A 20,183-nucleotide genomic window follows, 5' to 3' on the forward strand; every position below is an offset into this window, starting at 1 on the left:
GCGGCCCGATCCCCCCGGTGGGGTGAGCGGGCCACCCTGGCCTGCCTCCGGAGGCCCGCGGCGAGCCGGCGGGCGGTGGGGAGGAGGCAGGCCGGACGTCAGCGCTTGAGCTGGACCAGGTCCTGCAGGATCTCGTCGGAGGTGGTGATGACGCGGCTGTTGGCCTGGAAGCCGCGCTGGGCGACGATCAGGCCGGTGAACTCCTCGGCCAGGTCGACGTTGGACATCTCCAGCGCGCCGGCGGACAGCGAGCCGCGCCCGCCGGTGCCGGCCGCCCCGATCAGCGGGTTGCCGGCGTTGCCGGCCGCGCGGAAGGAGCTGTTGCCGGCCTTCTCCAGCCCACCGGGGTTGGTGAAGGTGGCCAGGGCGAGCTTGCCGAGGGACTGCTTGAGCCCGTTGGAGTAGCTGCCCACGATCGTGCCGTCGTTGCTGAGGGAGTAGCCCTGCAGGACGCCCATCGCCGAGCCGCTGTCCTCGGTTGTCTTCGCCGCGGCGTCGTTCTTGCCGCCGAACTGGGTGAGCTTGGTCAGGTCGACGGTCACGTCACCGGCCGGGCCGGCCAGGGTGATGGGGGCCTGACCGGCGGGCAGCGTGCCGTCCGCGCCGAAGGTGATCGTGCCCGGGGCGGAGGTCATCGGCACCGGCGTGCCGGAGATGGCGTCGGCGAACTCCACCGACCAGGTGTTCGCGCCGGCCTGCTTGGTCATGGTGACGCTGACCGGGTGGGCGTTGCCCAGGTCGTCGTACACGCTGATCTGCGAGGTGACCGGGGTCGTCGACCCCGCCGCGGACAGGTTGCCGCCGATCGCGAAGCCCGTGGTGGCGACCGGCGCGAGCACCTGGCCGGAGGGGATCCGGAGGTCGCCGATCGGGCCGTTGACGTCGACGGTGCCGTCGGCGCCCGCCGTCCAGCCCTGCAGCTTGGCCCCGTCGGGGGTGACCAGGTTGCCGACGCCGTCCAGGTCGAAGGAGCCGGCGCGGGTGAAGAGGTCCTCGTTGCCCTGCTTGGTGACGAAGAAGCCGTCGCCGCTGATCATGAAGTCGCTGGCGCGGCCGGTGTTCTGGGTCGAGCCCTGACCGAAGTTGGTGGTGATGCCGGCGACCTTGACACCCAGGCCGACCTGCGCCGGGTTGGTGCCGGCGGTGTCACCCTGCGGCGAGGAGCCGTTGCGCAGCACCTGCGACAGGGTGTCCTCGAAGACGGTCTGGCTGCCCTTGAAGCCGACGGTGTTGACGTTGGCGATGTTGTTGCCGGCGACGTCGAGCTTGGTCTGGTGGGCGCGCAGGCCGGAGATGGCCGAGAACATGGAACGCAGCATGGGGAGGACTCCTCGCGATCGGTGATCGGTGTGTGGTCGGGCGCGACGGCGCCGGGGTCAGCTGGCGGGTGGCGTGGTGCTGGTCGCCGGCGTGCTCGCCGGGGGAGTGGTCGCAGGGGTGTCGACCTCGGCGACGGTGATCTCGGTGATCCGGCCCAGCGGGACCGCCTTGTCCCCGACGATCGCCCGGGGCTCGGTGCCGGCGGCGACGAGCACGGAGGAGACCGCGCCGGTGATGGTGGCCCCGGTGTCGTCGGTGTAGGCGACGTGCTTGCCGACCAGGGCACCGGCGCTCAGCGAGCGCTGCAGGGTGAGCAGCTCGGCGTTCTGCGAGGCGATCTCCTCCAGCTTCTCCACCTGGGTGAAGGTCGCCGTCTGGGCCATGAACTCGCTGCTGCTGGTCGGGTTGCTGGGGTCCTGGTAGCGCATCTGGGCGACCAGGAGCTTGAGGAAGGTGTCCTTGCCCATCTGGTCGGCGCGGTCGGCCGTGGGGCTGGCGGTCTGCGTCGGGGTGCCGACGGTGCCGGCGATCGGGGTGGTCATCGGGCGGCCTCCTGGTCAGACGCGGACGTCCACGCCGGACGACGTGGACGTGTCGGTGGTCGGGGTGCCGGTGGTCAGGTGCTCGGGGGCGGCGCCCCAGGCGCGGCCGCGCGGGGCCTGCTGGCCGGGCTGGCCGGAGCCCTGCTGGCCGGCGCGGGCGTCCAGCAGCTGTTGCTGGGCCGACCGTGAACCGGGACCGGCGTCGCCACTGGTGGTGTCCACCTCGAGGGAGCTGAGCGAGAGGCCGGCGCCCTCGAGGTCGCGGCGCAGGTCGGGCAGGGCGTCGAGCAGGGCGCGCCGGCTCGCGTCGTGCGCGCCCTGCAGCGTGAGGTCCAGCGTGCCGTCGCTGACGGTCACCGCGATGGTGACCGGACCCAGGTCGTCGGGGGTGACGACGACGGTCATCGTCTGGCTGCCGTCGGGGGCGCTGCGCAGCACGGCGAGGTGCCGGCCCAGCTGCTCGGCGACGGGCGGCTGCGGGACGGGGCTGGCGGTCGCCGCGGCGGCCTGTGCGGTGGACGCGGTCGGCGCCGCACCGCCCAGGGTGAACGCCGGGTCGGTGTCGATGGCGGCCGCGGGTGCCTCGGCCGCGGCTGCAGTCGGAGTCGCGGGCTCACCCGACGAGCCGTCGGGGGTGCCGGCGGAGGTGCCCGCCCAGGCCGGCGGCGGGAGCAGCAGCGGGGTCTGCCCGGCGGCCGGCGGGGCCGGCGCGGGAGCGGGCCCGGTGGCCGGGCCGGGGACGTCGGCCGGGGCCGGGTCGAGGACGACGGTGAGGCCGGTGAGCGCGGTCGCGGCGGTGGTCGCGGCGGTCGTGACGTCCGGTGCGGCGGCGGCCGGGAGACCGGCCGCGGGTGCTCCCGCGGCCGGGCCCGTCGACGGGGCCCCGGTGACGGGCAGCCCGTCGACCAGCGGGTCGGTGGCGGCGGCGGGCGCCGCGGCCGGGACGACGGCGGCGGTGAGGACCGCGGCCGGGTCGGCGGCGTCCCCGGCCGGCGCGGTGGCCACCGGGGTCGCGGCGGCCAGCAGCGCCCACAGGCCCGGCGGCAGCGGGACCGCCACGGCGGGCTCGGCCGCGGGCTCGGTGCCCTCCGCGGGCCGGTCGCCGTCCGCGGGCTCGGTGGTGGCCGCGTCGGTGGCGGTCGTGGGGGTCGTCACGTCGTCCCGGGCCGGCGTCCGGTCGGAGGCATCGGCCCGGGGCCGGTCGCTGCGCGGGCGGTTGCCGACGGCGTCGTCGGACCGGGTGTCGCGCGCGGTGTCGCGGGTGGTCTGGAGTGCGCTGCCGAGGGCGCTGGCGAAGGCCGGGGCGCTGTCCGGGGACGAGGACGCCGTGGGACGGGAGCCGGCGCGGCTCGTCGTCGGGACCGAGGGCAGTACCGAGGGTGCGGTCATGAGTAGGCCTCCGCGGCGCTGGTCACCTTCGTGACGTAGGACTGCGTCTCGTTGTACGGCGGGATGCCGCCGGCGCGTTGCACGGCGCCGGGACCGGCGTTGTAGGCGGCCAGGGCCAGCTCGGTCGAGCCGAACTGCTTGGTCAGGTCGCTCAGGTAGCGGGCGGCACCGTCGATCGAGGACGCCGGGTCGCCGGCGTCAACGCCCAGCCCCTTGGCTGTGGCGGGCATGAACTGCATCAGCCCGGTGGCGCCGGCAGAGGAGACGGCCGAGCTGTTGAAGCCGGACTCGATCTTCGCCACCGCGGCGAGCAGGGCGGGGGAGACCCCGTGCTTGGCGCCGGCCTGGGTGAACAGGTCGGCGTAGGGGACGCCGGCGAGACTGCTGCCGGAGGCGGCCGAGACCGGCGCGGCGCTCGCGCCGTCGGGCAACAGCCGCCGGATGACGATCGGGTTGCCCACGGACTGGACCTTGACCACCTCCCCGTCCTGAGGGGCGGCGATCATCTTGCCGCCGCCGATGTAGACGCCGACGTGGTCGATGCCAGGTCGGCTCGACGAGTAGTCGTTGAAGACCAGGTCGCCGGGCTGCGCCTCGGCGAGGGAGGCGACCGGGCGGCCGGCGGTGGCCTGCTGCGCGGCGGTGCGCGGCAGGTCGATGCCCAGGTCGGCGTACACCCGCTGGGTCAGTCCCGAGCAGTCCAGGCCGGAGGCGTCGGTACCCCCCCACTTGTAGGGGACGCCGAGGTACTTGGTCGCTGCGCCCACCACCTCCGCACCGGTCCCGGTGGCGCCGGCGCTGGCGCTGGCGCCGGTGGTGGCGGTGGTGGTCGTCGCGGTGCCGGCGGTGAGCCCGGCGGCGGTGGCGGCGCTGGTCCACGAGGTGGCGGGCGCAGCGGGTGCCGGCGGCAGGAAGCGGGCATGGATCTGGCTGATCCGGCTCTGGACCGAAGCTAGTCCGTCCACGTCTCCTCCTTCTTCTTCGTCCGGGTGCTGTGCGCGCCGGTGACCAGGTCGTCGATCGCCCGGGCCTCGGCCGCGTCGGCGGCTGTCTGCAGTGCGGACACGTGCCGCTCCCGCAGGCGTTCCAGGGCCTTCGTGCGCTGCGCGGCGGCTGTCCACCGTGCGCGCACCAGTTCGGCCTGCTCCGCCTGGGCGAGTGCGAGTGCCCGTGCAGCAGACACATCGGCAGCCGCGGCGGCCGATGCGACCATCGCGGCGATGAACGCACCGCCGGAGGGGTGCGCGGGCAGCGCTCGGGAGGTCAGGGCGACGGCGTCACGCTCGGCCCGCTCGGCCGCCTCGGCGGCCTCCTGGGCCGCCTGGGCGGCCGCGAGGGCGGCGGTCCGCTCCTCGGTGCGGCGCAGCCGCAGCACCGGCTCCAGGCGGAAGGCGGGCTGCTTCACGACGCGGTCCCGGGGTCGCCGGTGGTCCCGCGACGGGGGCTCATGCTGCGGTGGCGATGGCGTGCAGTCGGGCGAACGCCTCCGGCGGCGGGGTGGCGTCCTCGACGGACTGCCGCAGGAAGGCGTCGATCGCCGGCACCAGCCGGCGGGCGCGGTCCACGAGCGGGTCCGAGCCGGTCTGGTACGCGCCGATCTCGATGAGCTCCCGCACGTCGCGCAGGGCGGCCATCATCCGGCGCACCTCGCGGGCGTCGGTCATCTGTGCGCCCGGCACGATCGTGGTGGCCACGCGGCTGATCGACTCCAGGACGTCGATGGCCGGGAAGTGCCCCTGGGTGGCCAGCTTGCGGGTGAGCACCACGTGCCCGTCCAGGATCGAGCGGGCGGTGTCGGCGATCGGCTCGTTGTGGTCGTCGCCCTCCACCAGCACGGTGTAGAGCCCGGTGATCGACCCCGTGGTCGACGTCCCGGCCTTCTCCAGCAGCTTGGGCATCATCGCGAAGACGCTGGGCGGGTAGCCGCGGGTGGCCGGCGGCTCGCCCGCGGACAGGCCGACCTCGCGCTGGGCCATCGCGGTGCGGGTGATCGAGTCCATCATGAGCAGGACGTCGCGGCCCTGGTCGCGGAAGCCCTCGGCGATCCGGGTGGCCACGAACGCGGCCTTGAGCCGCACCAGCGGCGGCTCGTCGGAGGTGGCGACGACGACGACGGTGCGCGCCATGCCCTCGGGTCCCAGGTCCTCCTCGAGGAACTCCCGGACCTCCCGCCCGCGCTCGCCGATCAGCCCGATGACCCGGATGTCGGCGTCGGTGCCGCGGGTGATCTGGCTCATCAGCGTCGACTTGCCCACGCCGGAGCCGGCGAAGATGCCCAGGCGCTGGCCGCGCCCGATCGGGACCAGGGTGTCCAGTGCGCGGACCCCGGTGGCCAGCTGCCGGTCGACCCGGGCGCGGGTCAGCGCGTTGGGCGTCTCGCTGGTGAGGTCGACGAAGCGGGTGGCGCCGCCCAGGGGCGGTCCGCCGTCCATCGGCCGGCCCAGGCCGTCGAGCACGCGGCCGAGCAACTGCTCCCCGACGGGGACCTGCAGCGGCATGCCGGTGGCCCGGACGCGGGCGCCGGCGCGCACGCCGGACAGGTCACCCAGCGGCATGCAGGTCAGCCGGTCCCTGCTCAGGGCGACGACCTCGGCCAGCAGCGGCCGCGGCCCGGTGGCCACCTCCACGAGGTCACCGACCGCGGCGGCGACGCCCTCGACGGTCAGGGTGAGCCCCATCGCGCCGGTCACCATGCCGGTGAGCTGTGGTCGGGCGGCCGCGCGGGCGCGCGTCAGGATCTCGGCGGCGGTCACGGGCGGAGCACCTCGCGGACGCGCTGGAAGGCCGCCGACAGCTGGGCGTCGACCCGCTGGGTGCCGGCCTCGGCCAGCGCCCCGGCGCGCTCGACGGTCTCGTCGCCGACGACGGTGACCGAGCCGGGCAGCGCGGCGAGCGCCTCGGCGGGGACCTCGGCGAGGTCGTCGGGGTGCAGCCGCACGCGGACCGGCACGTCGGTGGGGCAGAGGACGAGGGCGCGGCGGACGGCGTCCAGGCCGGCGCTGTCGGCGAGGGTGACCTCGCGGCCGAGCAGGTCGCCGACGAGCAGCACGACCATGTCCAGCACGTCCTCGCGCAGGGAGTCCACGACCGGGACGGCGGTGGCGTCGAGGCGCTCGACCGCGGCGCCCATCGCGGCGGTGGCCGAGGCCAGGCGCCGCTCCCAGCGGGCCTGCACCGCAGCCAGCCGCTCCTCGGCGGCCTGCTCGGCGGCCCGGACGACGGCCTCGGCGGCGACCAGGCCCTCGGCGTGACCGGCGGCCCAGCCGGCGCGGCGGGCCTCCTCGCGCAGCTTGGCCAGCTGCTCGGCGTAGACCTCGCCCAGCCGCAGCCCGACGCGGGTGGTGGAGGCGGCGTCGGCGCGGGCGGCGTCGTCGGGGACGGGGACCGGGACCGGGGCGACCCGGACCGGCGGGACGGGCACCCGGGGTGCGGTGACCGGGGGGACCTCGCCGCGGGGGGCCGGCACCGGCTCGGCGGCCGGGGCCGGCGCGACGGCGCCGTCGGTCGCGCCGCGGGGGCCCGAGCGCCGGCCCCACGTCGGTGCGCCGTCCGCCCGCTGGTACGGGACGGCGTCGGCGGCCGAGGCCCCGCGCAGCAGCAACGTCTCACGCGACGAAGTCATCGTCCCCGCCACGCGAGATGGTCAGCACGCCCTGCTCCTCGAGCACGCGGATGACCGCGACGATCTTGGCCTGGGCCTCCTCGACGGTGCGGGTGCGCACCGGGCCGAGCAGCTCGATCTCCTCCAGGAGGTTCTCCCCGGCGCGCTCGGAGAGGTTGCGGACCACCTTGTCCCTGACGTCCTGCTTGACGCCCTTGAGCGCGGTGGCGAGGTCGTTGGCCTCGACGTCGCGCAGCACCAGCTGCAGCGACCGGTCGTCGATGGTGACGATGTCCTCGAAGACGAACATCTGGGAGCGGATGCGCTCGGCGAGCTCGGGGTCGCTCTTCTCCAGCCACTCCAGGATCGAGCGCTCGGTGGGCCGGGAGGAGCGGTTGATGATCTCGACCAGGGTCTCGACACCGCCGACGGTGGCCATGTCCTGGTAGGCCAGCAGTGACCCCATCCGGCGGCCGAGCTCCTCCTCGACCATCCTGACCATCTCCGGGGCGGTGCGGTCCATCATCGCGATCCGGTAGGCCACGTCGGCCTGCTGGTCCGGCGGGAAGCCCGACAGCACCTCGGCCGACTGCGGGGCCGGGAGGTGGGCGAGCACGAGGGCGACCACCTGCGGGTGCTCGTCCTTGAGGAAGGTGACCAGCTGGCGGACGTCGCTGTTGCGCAGCGAGGCGAAGGGCAGCTCGGTGTAGACGACGTTGAGCCGGGACAGGATGCCGTCGGCCCGCTCCTCGCCCAGCCCGGCGGCGAGCACCTCGCGGGCGAACTCGACGCCGCCGGTGCCGACGAAGCGGCGGGCGTTCATCAGCGTGTGGAACTCGGTCAGGACGTCGTCGACGTCCCCGCCGTCCACGCCCTGCAGCCGCATCAGCTCGCCGGTCAGCGTCTCGACCTCCGAGGGGCGCAGCTGCGCGAGGACGGCGCCGGCCTCCTCCTTGGACAGCTGGGCGAGGAACACCGCCGCCTTGCGCAGCCCGGGCAGCTCCCTGCGGGGGACCGCGATCTGTGCGGTCTGGGCCGGCACCCCGACGAGCTGTTCGACGCTGGCGATGCTCACTGGTCAGTCCTCCTGTCACCGGACGCCGTCGACGTCCCCTTCTTCATCGGCAGTCCGGGACGCAGACGGGCCGGGTCCTGTCGGACCCGGCCCGTCTGCGTCCGCTCTCACTTCGACTCGGCGAACCAGCCCCGCAGCATCGTGGCGACCTCGTCGGGACGGTCGCTGACCATCTCGGAGATCTCGCCGCGGACCTTCTCCCGCTGTGCGGCGGCCAGCTGGGCCGCGCGGTCGTCGAGCTCGGGGTCGCGGATGCTCTGGACCTGGAGGCGCTCGTAGTCCAGGGGCTCGTCCTCGAGCTCCTCGTACTCCTCGCGGTTGCGGCGGGAGCGGAGCCAGACGACGAGCACCAGCAGGGCGATGCCCAGCGCGATGCCGCCGGTCTTGATCATCGACCACATCTGGGCGGTCTTCTCCGCCTCGCGCTCGGCGGCGAGGTCGGCGGCGGCCTGCTCGGCGGCGGAGGTGTCGAAGGCCATCGTGGCCACCGTGATCGCGTCGCCACGGGCGATGTCCAGCCCGATGGCCGTGCTCACCAGGTCCTGCACCTGCTGCTGGTTCAGCCCGCCGGCCGCGGCGGAGTCCATGGCCACCGACACGGTCAGCCGCTGCACGTCGCCGGGGGCGTTCTGCACCGTCTCCACCGTCTTGTCGACGGGGTTGTTCGTGGTCGTCGACTCCTTCTTGTAGGCGGAGTCGCCGCCGGTCGTGCCGGCCGTGTCCTCGGCGCCCAGCACGCCACCGACGGCACCGCCGGTGCCGGTGTAGTCCTCGGTGGTCCGCGTCTCCGAGGTCGGGACGTTGTCCGGGTTGTACTGGTAGCTCTCCTTGGTGGTGTCGCGCTTGGAGAAGTCCAGGTCGGCCCGGACGGAGACCACGGACCTCCCAGGTCCGGCGACCCGGTCCAGGATCTGCTGCGCGTTGGCCGCCAGCCGCCCCTCGTAGCTCTGCTCGGCCTCGGCCTGGGCGTCGCCCACGCCACCGGTCACACCCTCGCCGGCGGCCGACAGCACGGCGCCGGTGGAGTCCGCGACGGTCACCGCGTCCGGGGCCATGCCCTGGATGCTGGAGGAGACCAGGTGGGTGACGGCGGTGATCTGCTCGCCGCCCAGCTTCGTGCCGGGGGCCAGGTCCAGCAGGACCGAGGCGGTGGGCTTGCCCTCGTCGGTGGCGAAGACGTCGTCCTTGGGCATCGCGACGTGCACGACCGCGGACCGCACGCCGTCCAGCGCCTTGAGGGTGGTCGACAACTCGCCCTCCAGCGCCCGCTGGTAGCTCACCTGCTGCTGGAACTCGCTGGTGGTGATGCCCTGCTTGTCCAGCAGCGCGTAGCCGGTCTCGTTGCCCTCGGGCAGGCCCTTGCCGCTCATCGCCAGGCGCAGGTCGTAGACCGCGTCCTGGGCGACCATGATCGTCCCGCCGCCGTCGGCCAGCTCGTAGGGCACGCCCTGGGCGGTGAGCTCCTCGACGATCGCCGAGGCGTCGGCCGAGGCCAGGTTGCTGAACAGCGGCGACAGGGTCGGCGCGGTGATCCAGCGCGTGAAGACGAAGCCACCGAGCAGCAGACCGGTCAGCAGCAGGCCGATCACGATCTTCTGCCCGACGCTGATCGTCGACAGCAGCGTCCTGACCCGGGTCAGCGGGCCGGCGAGGGCGGGAGGCATCAGACCGGCATCCTCATGATCTCGGTGAAGGCGGCGACGGCGGAGTTCTTCAGCGTGACCACGGTGTCGGTGGCGAGCCGGGCCTCAGTGCTGGCGATCATGTAGTCGTGGGCGTCCTGCAGGTCGCCAGTGGCCGCCTGCAGCGCCAGGGTGTCCACGTTGCCCTGCACGGCGTTGAGCTGGTCGATCTGGCCGGTCAGGATGTCGGCGAAGCCGCCGTCGCCGACGGCGGAGGTGGCCGACGGGCTCATCGAGACGCCGGTGACACCCGACGTCCCGTCGATGTTCGGCGTGGGCATCGCGGCGGTGAACGCGGGGATGGCGGAGATCGGCGAGGTCATGGTCAGCCCTTCCCGAGCTGCAGGGCCATCTGATAGGCCTCAGTGGCGCTCTTGATGGTGGCGAGGTTCGCCTGGTAGCCACGCTGGGCCATGAGCAGCTGGGTCATCTGGTCGCCGAGGTCGATGTCGGGGTACCGGACGTAGCCCTCGGCGTCGGCCATCGGGTTGTCCGGCTCGAACACCATCCGGCCCTCGGCCGAGCCGAGCTCGGTCCGCGCGACGCGGACGCCGCCCTCGCCGGAGCCGTAGTCGACCGCCTGGGCGACGACCATCCGCTCCTGGAAGGCGTCCTCCCCGGCCGGGTTGACGGTGTTGATGTTGGCGATGTTGTCCGAGACGGCGTCCATCCACTTGCGGTGGACGAACAGCGAGGACCCGGCGATGCCCAGGGTGTCGAAGGCGGCCACGTCACTGCGTCCGGAGTGCGGAGCGGAGGAGGGCGTACTTGCCGTCGAGGGCGCTGAGCGACAGCTGGTAGCGCAGGCCGGTCTCCGTGGCGATCACCGTCTCGGTGTCCAGGTTGACGTTGTTGCCGTCGGTGCGGGTCGGGTCCAGCGAACGGCTCGTCGCCGACCGGCCGACCACGGGGGTCTCGCCGTTGGCAATCTCGTTCTGCAGGGCCGACTCGAAGTCGACCCGGCCGGCCAGGAAGCCCGGCGTCTGGACGTTGGCGATGTTGTCGGCGGTCACGCGCTGACGCTGCTGGAGTCCGGTCAGGGACGCGTGCAGCGCAGTCATGGTCGAGTCGGTGATGATCACCGGGCGCTCGGCAGGGAGCGACGGAGCACGGGGGGTTCCTCCGGGTACGGCGGGACGCACGCCCAGGAGGTTCCTGGGAGTGAGGGGGCCGCCGATCCGTGGCGAGTGCTGCGTTGCGTTCCGTGCTCCTGCTCTCTCGGCAGGGCGGGCGCCGATCATGACCACATGCACCCGATCGGACGCTCGCAGTCACACAACGCACACGTCCCCCGGGGCAGAAGTGGCCACTTCTGCCCCGGGGGACGGGGGAGTTCGATGAGGCTGGTGTGACGGCCCCCTCCGGTCGTGCCCTGAGCCGGCGAAGGGCTCGTGGGAGGGGGTCCTTCTTCTACAGCGCGCGGTCGATGAAGGAGGCGACGGGGCGGGTCGGCGCGTAGGACATCCGGGCGGCGACGTCGCGCTGCTTCTGCGACTGGGTGATCCGCTCGACCAGGGCCTCGGCGACGGCCAACTGGTGCTGGAGCAGCCGGGCGGCGCGCTCGCGCAGGTCGTCGGGCAGCGGGCCCAGGTTGCTCGGCGGGATCCAGTCGGTGGACCGGCGGCCCCACGCGGCGATCTCCTCGGCCCGGCCGCGGGCCAGGGTCGCCTCGGCCTCGAAGACGTCGCCCTCGAGCGCGTCGAGGACGGCCGGCCAGTTCCGCGCCCCACCGCGGGCGACGGGGGAGTCCCCGGCCCGGTTGCGGGAGGCGTGGCCGGCGGTCACGCCGGGCTCGAGGCGAGGGAGGCCGCGGCCTCCCGCCACGCGTCGCGCAGCGGCTCGACGATCTTGCGGCAGTCGCCCACGCGGCGCAGGTCGCCCTTGACGTTGGCGCGCACCAGCTCACCGTGCAGCCAGGTGTAGAGCGCGGACAGGCGGGGACCGCCCTCCCACGAGTCGACCTGCAGGCTGGAGTGGAGTTCGAGCACGATGTCCTGGGCGTGCTGCAGCAGGGCGTTGCTCTGCTCGCGGTCGCCGGTGGCCAGGGCGGACTCGGCGCGCTCGAGGTCGAGGGCGAGCCGGTCGTAGAGCATGACCAGCAGGCGCTGGGGCGAGGCGGTGCTCACGGCATCGCCGAGGTAGCGGTTCCGCAGGGTGGCGGCACTCATCGGGTTTCCTCCGGGGGAGCGGTGGGTCAGGAGCTCTTCGACAGGGACGCGAGCTGGGAGGACAGCCAGGACGACTTGCTCTGCAGGGTGCCCAGAGCGGTCTCCATGGCGTTGAACCGTGCGGTGATGCTGGCCTCGCGCAGCTGCAGCCGGCGGTCCCAGTCCTCGATCTGGCTGGTCAGGCCCAGCGCCTCGTCGTCCTCGCCCTTGGCGCGCAGGACCAGGATGCCGGTGGTCGCGTTGCTGGCCTGCTTGGACAGCTCCAGCAGTCGCTGGGCGACCCCCTTGACGGCGGGGGTGACGGTGCCGTCGGGCGCGGTGACGGCGTCGGAGCCGTTGACCAGGGCCTGCGCCTTCGCCGGGTCGGCGGCGAGCGCGGCGGTGAACTTCTCGGAGTCGAAGGAGAACCGGCCGTCGCGGGTCAGCGAGATGCCCACCGACGACGTCGAGGCGCCGCCGATGGCCGTGGAGATGGTCGACAGCACCGAGCTGGTCAGCGAGCGCAGCGTGCTGTCGCCCTTGAGCGCGGCCTTGCTGCCGCTGCTGGTGTCGGTCTGGGCGGCGATCGCCGACAGGACGGCGTTCGCGGCGTCCACCATCGTCTTGACCGCGGTGGACACCGCCGTCGGGTCGCTGGCCACCGAGACGGTGGTCGTCGTCCCGGTGGTGTCGGCCTTGCCGACGGTGAAGGTGACGCCGGGGACGAGGTCGGTGAAGGTGTTGGTCGCGGACTTCGCGATCAGGCCTGGGCCGCCCAGGTCGAGGGTGGCGTCCTGGCCCTGCGCGAGGAGGGTGAAGCCGCCGGTCATGGCGCCGTCGGTCCGTGGGGTCTCGCTGACGGTGAAGACGCCGTCCTCGCCGCTGGTCGTGGAGGTCAGCTGCAGCCGAAACCGGTCCGCGGCCAGCTGCACCACGGTCGCCCTCACGCCGAGCCCGGCGGAGTTGATCGCGGAGGCGGCGTCGGTGAGGGTGCCGTCGGCGGGCAGGGACACCGTGGCGCTCTTGCCGGCGCCGTCGGTGATGGTCAGCGGCCAGCCGGGGCCTCCGGTGGCGGCCGCCGCGGTCCGCGAGCCCCACTCGCCGGAGGTGACCTCGGCGTGGGTCCTCGCGACGCTGAGGACCGAGAAGCTGACCTGAGAACCGGGCTGGGCGGTGGGGGAGGCGGTCGCGACGACGTCGGTGCTGGTGCTGCTGGCCTTGGCGGCGGCGAACGTGACCGACTTGGTGAGCGCCTCGGCCGCGCTGCGCAGCGCGTCGAACTTCGTGTTGACGGCGCGGTAGGCGGCGGCGTCGGCCTTGGTGTCGACCAGCTTGTTCTGCAGCAGCTTCTGCGGGTTCGCCTCGACCTGCATCAGCTGGCCGATCATCGTGTCGTAGTTGATGCCCGAGATCAGGCCCGTGCTCACGCTCATGCCGGCCATGTCGGTTCCTCTGCTCTCGGGCTCGCGGTGGTGACCTGCGGTGGAGGGAGTACGCCGATGAGGGGGGAGGCCGTGGGGCCTCCCCCCTCACCGGGTGGTGCTCAGGTGGTGCGGGTCGATCAGCCGCGCAGGAGCGACAGGAGGCTCTGCGTGGACTGGTTCGCCTGGGCCAGCATGGCCGTGCCGGCCTGGCTCAGGATCTGGGTCCGGGAGAAGTTGGTCATCTCCTGGGCCATGTCGGTGTCGCGGATGCGGCTCTCCGACGCCGACAGGTTCTCGACGGTGGCGTTCAGGTTGTTGATCTTGTGCTCGAGGCGGTTCTGGGTGGCACCCAGCTTGGCGCGCTCGGTGGAGACGGTGCCGATGGCGGTGTTGACGGCGGTGATGGCCGCCGAGGCGCCGGAGGCGGTGCCGACGGCCGAGGCGTTGACCGACAGGCCGGAGGCGCCCATGTTGCCGATGGACAGCGACAGGGTCTCGCCGGCGTTGGAGCCGACCTGGAAGTTCTTGGCCGTGTAGGTGCCGTTGAGCAGGTTGGTGCCGTTGAAGGTGGTCTTCGTGGCGATGTCGTCCAGCTCGGACTTGAGGGCGGTGAACTCCTCGTTGGCCTTCGCCTTGTCGGTGTCGGACAGCGAGCCGTCGTTGCTGGCCTGCACCGCGAGGTCACGCATGCGCTGCAGGATGGAGTGCGTCTCGGTCAGGGCGCCTTCTGCGGTCTGCACGACCGAGATGCCGTCCTGGGCGTTGCGGGAGGCGACCTTGAGGCCACCGATCTGCGAGCGGAGACCCTCGGAGATGGCCAGGCCGGCCGCGTCGTCGGCGGCCCGGTTGATCCGGAAGCCAGAGGACAGCTTCTCCAGGGACTTGCTCATCTGGCCGTCCGTCACCGACAGGTTGCGGTAAGCGTTCATGGCGGCGACGTTGGTGTTGACGCTGAGACCCATGGTGTTCCTCCGTGGAAGTGGGTTTTCTGGGTGGTACCCGCTGCATCCGTGCTGCGGGGCGTTGCCTCACCTGTAACGGCGGGTGCAGGGCGGTCCTTGAGCCGAAGCGGAGAAGTTTTCTCGGCTCCTCCCTCCGGGTCAGTCGGAGTCGAGGCGCGGGGGTGCGCGTGGTGCCACCCGGACCCGATCGTGCCGATACCCGGACCGATGTCTCCGGCGCCGCCTGGCGCGGGTCCGTCTCGACAGGCAGCAGCTGCGGCCGCCGTCGACGGACCGGAGCCTGATCCGTGGAGGACCCGTCGACGTGAACGTCCTGATGTGCACCACCGTCTTCACCGGCTCGAAGTACCACCGGATGACCGAACCCGCCCGGGCCGTGGTGGAGGCCGACCTCGGGATCGACGTCGAGGTCCGCCACGGGATCGCCACCACCATGGTCCAGCGCCCGGGCGAGGCCGAGCTCAGCGTCGGCTCGGTCGACGCCCGGGGCGCGGACGTCGTCGTGCTGCAGCTGCCCAAGACGGTGGCGATGCTGCAGGTGCTGCGGCTCCTGCAGGCCCAAGGCGTCGCCGTGGTGGTGGAGATGGACGACCTCTTCTCCGCGGTGCCCTACGGCCACGGCGGCCATGACTCACTGGTGCGCGGCGGCATGGCCAAGCTGGCGCTGGCCTGCGCCCGGGAGGCCGACCTGGTCACGGTGTCCACGCCCGCCCTGCTGCAGGAGTACGCCCCCCGTGGCCGGGGTGTGGTCGTGCCGAACGCCATCCCGCGCCGGATCGCCGCGCTGCCGCCGGCCTACGAACGGGAGCCGGAGACCGTGACCATCGGCTGGACCGGGGCGGTCTCCGTGCACCCCTACGACCTGCAGGTGATGGAGTCCGGTCTCCAGCAGGCGCTGGAGCGCACCCGCGGGCAGTCCAGGTTCCTCGTGCTGGGGCAGGCGGGGGAGTCGCGCACCCACCTCCGGCTGGCCGACGAGCCGGAGGTCCTCCCGTGGGTCCAGGACGTCGACGAGTACGCCGCGCTGGTGGGCGAGACGTTCGACATCGGCATCGCCCCGCTGCGTGACGACCGCTTCAACGCGTGCAAGAGCTGGCTGAAGGTCCTCGAGTACGCCGCCCGAGGGGTCTACTCCGTGCGGTCCCCGAGCGCGGAGTACGAGCGGCTCGGGTTGGGTCGGCGAGCGAAGGCCCCCCGCGACTGGGCGACCCTCCTCACCGCCGCCGTGAAGGACCCCGACCGGCGACGGGAGCTCGCCGAGGCCGACCGGACGGCGGTGCTGGCCGGCCACCTGACCGAGCACACCGCGTCCCGCTGGGCCGACGCCTGGCGGCAGGCCCGGGAGAACCGGACCCGCAGCCAGCGTCTCAGCGCCTGACGGCACGACGACGACGAAGGCCCTCTCGCCCGCACCGGGGGAGAGGGCCTTCGTCGTCGTCGTGCCCGGGCTGGATCCGGACGTGCGCGGGCCCCCGGCCGACGTCGCCGTCGGCCGGGGGCCCGGTGGTACGGGGTGCGGGGGCTCAGGCAGACTGCACGGCCGCGTCCCGCTCGGGGAGGATCCAGCGCTGCCGCGAGCGGGGCCGCGGCTGCGGCACGGTCGCAGCGGGCGGGGCTGCCGCGTCGCGGCCGGCCGACTGCCCGGTGGTCACCCGGTCGACGTAGGCCCGCTGCTGGTTGCGGGCCCGCACCCCGCCGGTGGGGGGCACGACGGTGCCGTCCCAGATCTCGCTCATGGCGGCGTGCAGCAGGGTCAGCGCCCGAGCCCGCATCTGCGAGACCCGCGACAGGGTGACCCCGAGGGAGTCCGCGATGTCGGTCAGCGACTCGTCACCGAAGAAGTTGCGCTCGACGACCTCGTCGAGGCGGTCGGGCAGTGCCCGGATCGCCTCGTGCAGGTGCCGGGCCCGCTCGCCGCGCAGCAGGGCGCGCTCGGGGGAGTCGCCGGTGTCGGGCAGGTCCAGGCTGCCGCCCTCGGTGCCGGTCTCGGCGTCGATGCTCACCATCACGGCCCGGTGCACGTCGATCTGCAGCGAGTCCAGCTCCGAGCGCGGGACGCCGAGGCTGGTGGCCAGTTCCTCCCGGGTCGGCGGCCGGCCCAGGGTGAGGGTGAGGGCGTCGGCGGCGGCGTCGGTGCGCCGCGCCGCGGCCCGCACCGACCGGCTCGCCCAGTCGCCGGAGCGGAGCTCGTCGAGGACGGCGCCCTGCAGGCGGGGGAGGGCGTAGGTGGCGAACGTGGCACCGGCGTCCGGGTCGAAGCGCCGGGCGACCTCGACCAGCGCGATGCTCGCGCAGGAGAGCAGGTCGTCCCGGCTCACGTGGCTGGGCAGGGAGATGCGGGAGGCCACCGCGTTCACCGCGAACTGAGCCAGCGGGAGATGGGTGGTCACCAGCGCGTCGACGTCGGTCGGTCGGCGGTCGAGCACGGCGGAGCGGGCTGGGGTCACGGCTCTGTCCTCGGCTGTCCCGGGCCTGGACGAGACCGGGCTGCGCCACATTTCTCCACCGGGCAGATCTCGACTTGACCACGCCCGGCGCGATGCCGATGCCACATCGACAGCGCCCGCCGGACCCGGTGGGCCCGGCCTGCACCAGGGCTGCACATGACCACGGAAGGCGGCCGGCATGGACCACCAGCACCTGTCGACGTTGCTCTGGCGGGAGCAGGAGCTGCTCGACCTCCTGCTCTTCAAGGCCGAGGAGAAGCAGTACCTGATCCTCACCGGCAAGAGCCGGTGGCTCGCGCGCATCGCCCACGAGATCGAGGTGGTCCTGGAGCAGCTGCGGACCCTCGAGGTGGAGCGCGCCGCGGCCACCGAGCAGATCGCCGGCCGGCTCGGCCTGGAGGCCAACCCATCGCTGCGCACCCTCGCGGACTGCGCGCCGGCCCCCTGGAACGACCTCTACGCCAAGCACCACGAGGCGCTGCTCGTGCTGGTCTCGGAGCTGCGCGGGCTGTCGGACGCCAACAAGGAGCTCATCGAGAGCGGCCTGGCGGTCATCAACGACGCGCTCGCGACCAGCCGGCCCGCCGCGTCGGCCGGCACGTACACGCAGTCCGGCCGGGCCTCCGGCAACGCCTACCGCTCGGTCACCCTGGACGGCTCCCTGTGACCACCGCCCGCCCCGCCGCGTCCCCCACCCGCCAGTCCCACCCCCGCGAGGAGTCGAAGTGAGCACCTTCTCGGGTCTCAACACCGCGACCACCGCCCTCTGGGCCCAGCAGCGCGGCCTGGACGTCACCGGGCAGAACATCGCCAACGTCAACACCCCCGGCTACACCCGGCAGCGCGCCGAGCTGCAGTCGGTGGGCGGCAACGTCGTCCCGGCGGTCTACGCCACCAGCAACCAGGTCGGCCAGGGCGTCGACGCCGACACCGTCATCCGGATCCGGGACGCCTTCCTGGAGGGGCGCGCGCAGCTGGAGAGCGGCGGCACCGCGCGGCTGACGGTCGCCGACGCCACCCTCGCCCAGGTGGAGCAGGCCTTCCGCGAGCCGGGCACGACCGGCATCCAGGCCAAGCTGACCGCCGTCTACACCGCCTGGCAGGACGTCGCCAACCACCCGAACGACAACACCAGCTCCGGTGCCCGCACCGCGGTCCTGCAGTCGACGGCCAGCCTCGTCGGCGAGCTGCGCACCACCAGCGCCACGCTGGACAAGCAGTGGACCCAGACGCGCGAGAGCCTGGCCGTGCTGTCCGAGGACGTCAACGCCACCGCCGCCTCGATCGCCGACCTCAACACCGCGATCAAGCGCGGCGTCCAGGCCGGCCTGCCGGTCAACGAGCTGGCGGACAAGCGCGACGGCCTGGTCCTCCAGCTGTCGGCCGCGATCGGCGCGACCTCCCGGCCCGGCGACGACGGCCAGGTCGACGTCGTCGTCGCCGGTGCGACGCTCGTCTCGGGCGGCACGTCCGTGGGTCTGGCGTTCCGGGGTGGGCTGGACCGGGCGGCCGCCACCACCGACCCGCCGCGTTTCGTCACGGACCCGGGCGGCACCACCGTGAACGTGGGCGGCACCGCCGGCGGCAAGACGGCCGCGCTCACCACGACGATCCCCAAGTACCTGACCCAGCTCGACCAGGTCGCCCAGCGGATCGCCGACGAGTTCAACACCGCCCAGACCGCCGGCTACGACCAGGCCGGCGTCCGTGGGCTGGCGGTCCTGGGCGGCCCCGGCGGGTCGGCCACGGTCACCGCGGCCACGATCGAGGTGCTGCTCAGCGACCCGGCGCAGCTCGCCGCGGCCACGGTCGGCCCCGGGCCGACCTCGGACGGCAGCAACGCCGCCGCGATCGGCAAGCTGCAGAACAAGGCGGGCGGGGCGATGAGCGCCTACCGGCAGCTGATCGTGGGCCTGGGCGTCGAGGCGTCGGTCGCCACCAGCAGCCTGGCCACCCAGGCCGTGGTCAGCAGCCAGGTGGACGCCGCCCGCGACTCGGTCTCCGGGGTCAACCTGGACGAGGAGATGACGAACATGATGCAGTTCCAGCACGCCTACTCCGCTGCCGCACGCATGATCACCACCATCGACGAGACGCTCGACGTGCTGATCAACCGCACCGGCCGCGTGGGGCTGTGACCTGATGCGGATCACCCAGCGCTCGATCGCGCTCACCAGCCTGCAGGGCCTCAACCGCAACATGGAGGCCATCGGCAAGCTGCAGCAGCAGCTGACGTCGGGGCGGTCGATCAACAAGCCCTCCGACGACCCGACCGGCACCAACACGGCCATGCAGACCCGCCAGGAGCTCGCCGGTGCCATGCAGCACGCGCGCAACATCTCCGACGGGATCAGCGTCCTCAACGCCACGGACTCGGTCCTGCAGAGCATGATCGCCCAGGTCCACACCGCCAAGGAGCGCGCGCTCAGCGGGACCAACAGCGGGTCGATGTCCGACGCCGGCCGCGCGGCCGTCGCCGCCGAGCTCACCGGCATCCGGGAGAGCCTGCTCGGCCAGGCCAACACGGTCGTGCAGGGTCACCCGCTGTTCGGCGGGGTCACCAGCGGCACGACCGCCTACGACGTGACCACCGGTGCCTACCAGGGCTTCCGGGCTCCCGCGGGCCCGGCGGACACCGCGGTCATGGTGACCCGGCAGGTGTCCGACGCCGAGGCCGTCCGCGTGGACATCACCGGGCCGGAGGCCTTCGGCGTCACCTCGGCGGCCGGCGTCACCCCGGCGACGCGGGACCTCTTCACGATCATCGGCGACCTGGCCGACAACGTGGTGAACGACCCGGCCGCGGTGGCCGCCGACCTCGACGCGCTGGACGCCGCGCTCAACTCGATGCTGACGGCCGCCACGGACATCGGCAGCCGGACCAACCGGATCGAGACGGCCAAGCAGGTCAACAGCGACCTCCAGCTGACGCTGACCACCCGCTCGGGCGAGATAGAGAACATCGACCTGGCCAAGACGATCATGAACCTGGAGATGCAGCGGACCGGCTACCAGGCCGCGCTGGGCGCCACGGCCAAGGCCATCCAGCCCACTCTGCTGGACTTCCTCCGCTGATCGCCGCCAGGGGCGCCCGTTTCGCGCCCGCCCCTGCCGAGAAGAGTGTCAGGACCGCACCACCCGGTGGTGCGGTCCTGCGTCCCGCCGCAGCGGCGGGGCATGCCACGGATGGCCCACACGAACCCATGGAGGGGTACCCATGCTCACTCTCACCCGCAGCGTCGGCGAGAGCATCCGGATCGGCGAGGACATCGAGGTCTATGTCGTCGAGGTGCGCGGCGGCACCGTGCGGCTGGGCTTCAAGGCCCCCCGCGAGGTCGCCATCCACCGCGAAGAGGTCTACCGCCAGATCGCCGAGGCGAACAGCCTGGCGGCCGAGGTGGCAGCCGACGCGCTGGGTGCCTTGGCAGCATTCGCACCATCCCTAGAGCGCTCGACTAGCAAAGAGTGACATAGCCGTGACCTGTTCCGCTCAATAGTCGTTCACCTCAGTTGTCACACTGGCACCAGGACGGCGAGTCTCGCCGTCGGACCGTCTCTGACTGCGCAACTCTTCCCCCACAGCGCCACCGCTAC

Annotated in this window: 22 protein-coding genes; 5 read left to right on the top strand and 17 right to left on the bottom strand. The window is 73.1% G+C overall.

The window, feature by feature from the left end:
• Positions 1-98: 98 nt before the first annotated feature.
• The 16 genes from GCU67_RS12085 to GCU67_RS12160 all read right to left on the bottom strand — a co-directional run bounded on the left by GCU67_RS12085 (position 99) and on the right by GCU67_RS12160 (position 14,142).
• Positions 99-1,319 (bottom strand): flagellar hook protein FlgE, encoded by a 1,221-nt coding sequence (locus tag GCU67_RS12085; protein ID WP_163611467.1) that lies wholly within the window; start codon positions 1,317-1,319, stop codon positions 99-101.
• A gap of 57 nt (positions 1,320-1,376) precedes the next feature.
• Positions 1,377-1,862 (bottom strand): flagellar hook assembly protein FlgD, encoded by a 486-nt coding sequence (locus GCU67_RS12090; RefSeq protein WP_163611468.1) that lies wholly within the window; start codon positions 1,860-1,862, stop codon positions 1,377-1,379.
• A gap of 15 nt (positions 1,863-1,877) precedes the next feature.
• Positions 1,878-3,251 (bottom strand): flagellar hook-length control protein FliK, encoded by a 1,374-nt coding sequence (locus tag GCU67_RS12095; protein ID WP_163611469.1) that lies wholly within the window; start codon positions 3,249-3,251, stop codon positions 1,878-1,880.
• Complete coding sequence (locus GCU67_RS12100; RefSeq protein ID WP_163611470.1) at positions 3,248-4,216, bottom strand: transglycosylase SLT domain-containing protein; 969 nt, start codon at positions 4,214-4,216, stop codon at positions 3,248-3,250. Before GCU67_RS12100 ends, GCU67_RS12095 begins: the two co-directional genes overlap by 4 nt.
• A complete protein-coding gene (locus GCU67_RS12105; RefSeq protein WP_163611471.1) occupies positions 4,204-4,656 on the bottom strand; it encodes a flagellar export protein FliJ in 453 nt (150 codons plus the stop codon). The genes GCU67_RS12100 and GCU67_RS12105 overlap by 13 nt, the downstream gene beginning before the upstream one ends.
• 40 nt (positions 4,657-4,696) lie before the next feature.
• Positions 4,697-6,004: a FliI/YscN family ATPase gene (locus GCU67_RS12110; protein WP_338104960.1), complete on the bottom strand. Its 1,308-nt coding sequence runs from the start codon at positions 6,002-6,004 to the stop codon at positions 4,697-4,699.
• Positions 6,001-6,873, bottom strand: a complete 873-nt coding sequence (locus GCU67_RS12115; RefSeq protein ID WP_163611472.1) for a FliH/SctL family protein — start codon at positions 6,871-6,873, stop codon at positions 6,001-6,003. Before GCU67_RS12115 ends, GCU67_RS12110 begins: the two co-directional genes overlap by 4 nt.
• Entirely contained in the window at positions 6,857-7,927 is a 1,071-nt protein-coding gene (gene fliG / locus GCU67_RS12120; RefSeq protein ID WP_163611473.1) for a flagellar motor switch protein FliG, read from the bottom strand. Before fliG ends, GCU67_RS12115 begins: the two co-directional genes overlap by 17 nt.
• A 107-nt stretch (positions 7,928-8,034) precedes the next feature.
• Positions 8,035-9,591, bottom strand: a complete 1,557-nt coding sequence (fliF, locus tag GCU67_RS12125) for a flagellar basal-body MS-ring/collar protein FliF (RefSeq protein ID WP_163611474.1) — start codon at positions 9,589-9,591, stop codon at positions 8,035-8,037.
• Positions 9,591-9,932: a flagellar hook-basal body complex protein FliE gene (fliE, locus tag GCU67_RS12130; protein WP_163611475.1), complete on the bottom strand. Its 342-nt coding sequence runs from the start codon at positions 9,930-9,932 to the stop codon at positions 9,591-9,593. The genes fliF and fliE overlap by 1 nt, the downstream gene beginning before the upstream one ends.
• 2 nt (positions 9,933-9,934) lie before the next feature.
• Positions 9,935-10,339: a flagellar basal body rod protein FlgC gene (locus tag GCU67_RS12135; RefSeq protein ID WP_338104961.1), complete on the bottom strand. Its 405-nt coding sequence runs from the start codon at positions 10,337-10,339 to the stop codon at positions 9,935-9,937.
• A 1-nt stretch (position 10,340) separates the two neighbouring features.
• Positions 10,341-10,670, bottom strand: a complete 330-nt coding sequence (gene flgB / locus GCU67_RS12140; protein WP_163611476.1) for a flagellar basal body rod protein FlgB — start codon at positions 10,668-10,670, stop codon at positions 10,341-10,343.
• Between the two features lie 349 nt (positions 10,671-11,019).
• Positions 11,020-11,394 (bottom strand): hypothetical protein, encoded by a 375-nt coding sequence (locus GCU67_RS12145; RefSeq protein ID WP_163611477.1) that lies wholly within the window; start codon positions 11,392-11,394, stop codon positions 11,020-11,022.
• A complete protein-coding gene (gene fliS, locus GCU67_RS12150; RefSeq protein WP_163611478.1) occupies positions 11,391-11,777 on the bottom strand; it encodes a flagellar export chaperone FliS in 387 nt (128 codons plus the stop codon). The genes GCU67_RS12145 and fliS overlap by 4 nt, the downstream gene beginning before the upstream one ends.
• 26 nt (positions 11,778-11,803) lie before the next feature.
• Positions 11,804-13,189, bottom strand: a complete 1,386-nt coding sequence (gene fliD, locus GCU67_RS12155; RefSeq protein ID WP_163611479.1) for a flagellar filament capping protein FliD — start codon at positions 13,187-13,189, stop codon at positions 11,804-11,806.
• A gap of 128 nt (positions 13,190-13,317) precedes the next feature.
• Complete coding sequence (locus GCU67_RS12160; RefSeq protein ID WP_163611480.1) at positions 13,318-14,142, bottom strand: flagellin N-terminal helical domain-containing protein; 825 nt, start codon at positions 14,140-14,142, stop codon at positions 13,318-13,320.
• A 304-nt stretch (positions 14,143-14,446) separates the two neighbouring features.
• Between GCU67_RS12160 and GCU67_RS12165 the strand changes: the two genes are divergently transcribed.
• The gene (locus GCU67_RS12165; RefSeq protein ID WP_163611481.1) at positions 14,447-15,520 is read left to right on the top strand and encodes a glycosyltransferase family protein; all 1,074 of its coding nucleotides are present in this window, start codon (positions 14,447-14,449) and stop codon (positions 15,518-15,520) included.
• A gap of 145 nt (positions 15,521-15,665) precedes the next feature.
• On the opposite strand, the gene GCU67_RS12170 is transcribed toward GCU67_RS12165, so the two are convergent.
• Positions 15,666-16,589, bottom strand: coding sequence for a sigma-70 family RNA polymerase sigma factor (locus tag GCU67_RS12170; RefSeq protein ID WP_338104962.1), 924 nt, complete (start codon positions 16,587-16,589; stop codon positions 15,666-15,668).
• A 178-nt stretch (positions 16,590-16,767) separates the two neighbouring features.
• On the opposite strand from GCU67_RS12170, the gene GCU67_RS12175 reads away from it, so the two are divergent.
• The 4 genes from GCU67_RS12175 (at position 16,768) to csrA (ending at position 20,058) form a co-directional block, all read left to right on the top strand.
• The gene (locus GCU67_RS12175; protein ID WP_163611483.1) at positions 16,768-17,256 is read left to right on the top strand and encodes a flagellar protein FlgN; all 489 of its coding nucleotides are present in this window, start codon (positions 16,768-16,770) and stop codon (positions 17,254-17,256) included.
• A 58-nt stretch (positions 17,257-17,314) separates the two neighbouring features.
• Positions 17,315-18,727: a flagellar hook-associated protein FlgK gene (gene flgK, locus GCU67_RS12180; protein ID WP_163611484.1), complete on the top strand. Its 1,413-nt coding sequence runs from the start codon at positions 17,315-17,317 to the stop codon at positions 18,725-18,727.
• A 4-nt stretch (positions 18,728-18,731) separates the two neighbouring features.
• Entirely contained in the window at positions 18,732-19,664 is a 933-nt protein-coding gene (flgL, locus tag GCU67_RS12185; RefSeq protein WP_163611485.1) for a flagellar hook-associated protein FlgL, read from the top strand.
• 142 nt (positions 19,665-19,806) lie between these two features.
• The gene (csrA, locus tag GCU67_RS22445) at positions 19,807-20,058 is read left to right on the top strand and encodes a carbon storage regulator CsrA (RefSeq protein WP_163611486.1); all 252 of its coding nucleotides are present in this window, start codon (positions 19,807-19,809) and stop codon (positions 20,056-20,058) included.
• Positions 20,059-20,183: the final 125 nt, after the last annotated feature.

This window comes from Modestobacter muralis, from assembly GCF_010682105.1.
In the GTDB taxonomy this organism is placed as follows: Bacteria; Actinomycetota; Actinomycetes; order Mycobacteriales; family Geodermatophilaceae; genus Modestobacter; species Modestobacter muralis.